Source organism: Pelotomaculum sp. PtaB.Bin117, assembly GCF_002067195.1.
Lineage (GTDB): Bacteria > Bacillota > Desulfotomaculia > Desulfotomaculales > Pelotomaculaceae > Pelotomaculum_D > Pelotomaculum_D terephthalicicum.
This window is the reverse complement of record NZ_MVQM01000133.1, coordinates 1-4,516: the sequence shown is the minus strand read 5'-3', so window position 1 is coordinate 4,516 and position 4,516 is coordinate 1. Positions and strand designations below refer to the sequence as shown.

3 protein-coding genes are annotated in these 4,516 nt (G+C 47.0%); all 3 read right to left on the bottom strand.

What is annotated here, in order from left to right:
• Positions 1–678, bottom strand: a 678-nt coding sequence (locus A4E54_RS09360; protein WP_286725795.1) for a transposase, incomplete at its 3' end; no start/stop codon positions are given.
• A gap of 101 nt (positions 679–779) precedes the next feature.
• Positions 780–3,452 (bottom strand): PEP/pyruvate-binding domain-containing protein, encoded by a 2,673-nt coding sequence (locus A4E54_RS09355; protein WP_286725794.1) that lies wholly within the window; start codon positions 3,450–3,452, stop codon positions 780–782.
• A 32-nt stretch (positions 3,453–3,484) separates the two neighbouring features.
• Complete coding sequence (locus tag A4E54_RS09350; protein WP_286725793.1) at positions 3,485–4,144, bottom strand: TetR/AcrR family transcriptional regulator; 660 nt, start codon at positions 4,142–4,144, stop codon at positions 3,485–3,487.
• Positions 4,145–4,516 lie beyond the last annotated feature (372 nt).

Genomic DNA, 4,516 nt, shown 5'->3' with positions numbered 1-4,516 from the left:
ATCCCTGAGTAGAGGAATGGCAATTTCACCATCGGTAACGTTGGCAGTAGTAGTAATTTCAGCGATAGGTAAACCCGAGATAGCATCCACAAGGATATGGTTCTTGTAACCCCAGTAAAACTCGTAGTTTTTCTCGTTATAGGCATTGCTTGCAGACCTGACACCGAGTTTACAATCCTTATCAGACACTGGCTGAATAGACTTATCAAAACGTGTTTTATCAAAAGACTTCGAATTATTCTTTGAAGTATTAGCCTTAATAGAAGTGGAATCAAGAGAAACAAAGCTGCCATCAATAAAACCAAGGGAAACAAGAGATTTAACTTGAGACCTCATAACGGCAGCAAACCATTTGAGGGCAGTGTTTTTGATAAAACGCCTGTAAGTCCAGTAAGAAGGTAACTTCTTGGTAATATCAAAGCCACAGGTGTGAGCGATAATTTGGTTGTTAAAGAGATATTCCTGGAGCTGAGTTATTTCAGAAAACTTCTCACACTTCATGACTATAAAAGCTCTGAAGAGAGCATGGCGAGAAAAGCCATCCGGCCCGGAAATACTTAAATTAACTTTATCAGGAAAGCATGAGAGGTCAAGAGAATCAAAGATTTTTGTATAGAAAACGACTTTGGATTGAGGAGTAAAGAAGTCAATGATGTTCATTATTAATTGTTGATGCATAGGGGTTCCTCCTGTAGAACCCTTATAATTAAATATAATGACGCCAACCTAAAAAGCTGTCCAATGTCAAGGGCTGACCCCATTATTTCCCATTATTTCCCCTAGAAAAATACTTTTCCTTTATCCCCATCTACAACTATTTTTCGACCCTCCTTAATGATTTGCATGGCGCCCGGCACGTTCACCACGGCGGGGACACCGTATTCCCGCGCCACAATGGACCCGTGAGACAGGAATCCTCCCGTTTCCATGACAACGGCGCAGGCTTTTAAAAAAAGCGGCGTCCAGCCCGGGTCTGTGGACGGCGCTACCAGGACATCTCCCGGCCGCAGCCTGTTTCCTTCTCCCGGATGTCTGATCAGCCGGGCAACGCCGGAAGCTTTTCCCGCGGCAGCCCCTACCCCCGGCAAGAAATCACCGGAACCTAAGTCTACAGGTTCCGAAAAAACAGGTTTTTCTCCTAAGATAACGTCAGGCGGCGATAGCGCCTCTTTTTCCCTCTGACTTGCTTTTCGCGCCGCTACCAGGTTCCGTAGCCCGTCGCCATGCCAATTTCCATATAGTATGGAAAACAAATCTGACCAGGAGCAGTAAAAGATATCATCCGGCTTCTCAATAATGCCGCGTTGGGTAAAACGATCGCCCAATTCGAGAGCCATCAAACGATAAGCTTTCAAGGCCATAACCATAACCGATTTGGTCATTTCGCGCACCGCCGCCCCGTCTTGCGCATCCTTGATCCCTTTTTGGATCCCGGCATGCTCCTCAGAAGGTATTTTTTCCGCTACTTCCGCCCAGGCCTGATTAAACTTCTCCCTCTGCCTGGTTTTCCATTGTTCGGGATTCGCGGTCGCCATGATGCTCTTAATGATATCCATCAGATACGAAGGGTCTTCCTCCCATCTGGGGTTTGCGATATCAAGCTCGTAAACGCACCGGTGCCCGTATTCCTTAATGAAATTCCGGAATTCCTGCTTAAAAGGAGAGCTTTCCGGCAGATATTCCTCCCAGGAACAGGAACAGGGGTTAAAGTGGTTTCCGGTTAAATATTGAACCGCTGCTTTATCCCGACGGGCCAACTCGGCCAGTTCTATCAGGCGGTATCCGTGGTCGGCGCTGGTTATTGCCGATTTCCCTCCCACCATTAAGCCATTCAATACGATCATCACTCTCGGCCCCAAATATCCAGACAGTTTTTGCAGCAACAACACCAGCGGCCAAGTGCCGACACCGCTTAAGGAAGTGAATTTCTCGCAGTACTCCTTAACGATCTGGCCCAGTTCATTATATTTATCAATGAAATCCTGGTCGGGAATCCGGTCAAATCCATCTCCAATCAGGGATTCAACGGAGCGGGTAAATTCAGCAAAAGTGCTGGCGGCATTGGCGGACGCCTCCATAATGAGAGAGGCGCCTTTCATTATGCGGCTTTGTCTGGCCAGGCCAATCTCACCCTTAAAGGGGTCGGTGTCTTCTATTTCTATCTCGGGCTGATGTCCTCCCCAGAAGGGGTTAAAATCTTTCGGCAGCGTGCCGGTTGAATCATAGTGGGCCCACTGCAGGGCGGACATGTCGCAGTACAACCTGCCCTTCAGCAACCGGGAAAATTGAAAACCCTCCGGCATGGGATAGCCTGATTCTGAGAAAGAAGTAAACTGAATAGTATCGATACTTTTCTTCATTACCCGGCGGTGCAAGGGACTGATGACCATGGGGACGGCATCCCGGTAGTTCCCGTTGGACCATATCCGGGGCTTGTCTTTTATAGCCTCAAATGTATAGCAAGGCAGCGCTGTCACCGGCCGTGCCTGCAGCAATACGAAATCCCGCCCATCAAAAGCCCATTCCATGTCCTGGTGCTCTTCACATTCGCCCAGGGACTCGAATACTCGCATCAGCAGCAAACCCAGTTTTTCAATATCATTATCCGGCAGCACTTGCTGTGAAGCTAGATTATCATATGACACAAAATGAGTGCCACCGCTTGCGGCGGCCACTGTCATCCCTTGCTTGGCTCCGATTTTTTTTGCTTTAAGACCAGGCACTGCGCTAAAGGCCGACACATCAAGACAATAGGTGTCAGGCTCTATCGCGCCGTTCACCACCGACTCGCCTAGCCCGAAGTTCGCGTTAACCACGAATATATCTTCACGGCCGGTCTGGGGATCGCAGGTAAAGGCCACCCCGGCTGCCCGGGCTGCCACCATCTCCATTATTACCACAGCTTGGCCCACTTCCGCGTCTTTAACACCCATTTTCCGCCGGTAAGCCACGGCCCTGGGCGTCCATAAGGAGGCGTAGCACCCTTTAATAGCTGATAGAATATTATCCACGCCCCGGACATTTAAGAACGATTCGTGGATGCCGGCAAAAGAGGCTTGAGCGGAGTCTTCGGCAGAAGCCGATGACCTGACGGCAATTGGCTTGTCAAGTATACCAGCGGCTTTCAGGCAAGAAACCAGTTTATCCCTGATATTGGAAGAAATGTGCGCGGACTTGATTTTTTCCCTGAGCGGCAAAAGCTTTTGCTCAATCTCCTTCTCCCCAATGTTGCCTATGTTTACACTTTGGCCTATTCTTCCCGTATCTTCAAGCAAGTTGTTTTCTTCGATAAAACACTGGTATGCCTCGGCCGCGAGGACACCTCCGGCGGGAATCTTGAATCCATACTGCTCAAGCCTGCCCAGGTTCCACCCCTTCCCCCCGGCTGACTTTATCCCGGCTTGAAGCGCTTCGGACCAAGTGAAAAAGAACATTCCGCTATTCTTCTCCATGCACACTCTCTTCCTTTCAACAAAATTTCCTTTTATTCTTCTGTAATTGCTCCTCCTGCTTTTGCTTGGCTTTCTTGCCTGTCAACCGCCCCATAGATAAACAAATCTACTATTTTGGCGATCTCCTTACGTAATTTATACTTAGATTTATCGCCCAGCCAGTCCATGACGACCGTGCCGCGCAGTATATCCAGCTGCAATACCAGCAGCTTTATTGAGATATCCCGCCTGATCTCCCCCGTCTCCTGGCCATACCTGATAATCTCAGCCATAATGCGCTGAGTGCCGGTTTCACCCTCATTATAGGCAGACCCATGGCACATGTTTTTAAAACGATATCCCAGACATATGCCTGTAATCTCCGGGTTGATTTCCACCCATGCATAAGCCTTATCCAGCGCCGCCAATAAGCGCGCCTTTGTGTCCGGCAGGTTTTTAACAGAATCAATAATCTCCTGAGCAAACTCCTTGGAAACACCTCTAACATATTCGTCAACAATAGCCTCTTTAACGGGAAAGTGATTATACAAGGTTTTCCTGGCGATATCCGCTACTTCGGCAATCTGCTCCATCGTTGTATCATAGAAACCCTGTTTTTGAAATAAATCCATGGCCACTTTAATGATTTTCTGCCGCGTCTCCCTTTTTTTCCTCTCCATTCTGCTTTCAACCAGCATATCCCCTGGCTCCATCGCTTCACCTCCCATTTATGTTGAATTCAGATATGCAATATTGAGTAACAATTTATAATTGTATACGATTTATAATCATATACAATGTGTAATTAATTATTATTCTCCCTCATTATCACCAGTAAGTCAATCCTCATATTTTCTCTTTTTGCATTTTTTTTCTGAATGAAGCTCAGCTGCAAGAGCAGTTTTAATGATATGCTTCCCAGACAATACCTGGCAATAGCTTAAAATTATAGAATAAACGACATTATTTTTATTTAATTGCACCGCATTTCGACATGGATTATCAAAAATTTGTTAGCGGTATAATAAAATGCAGCAAAAACGGCCACTAAAAATGCAGCAAAAATGGCCACCAAATACAGCACT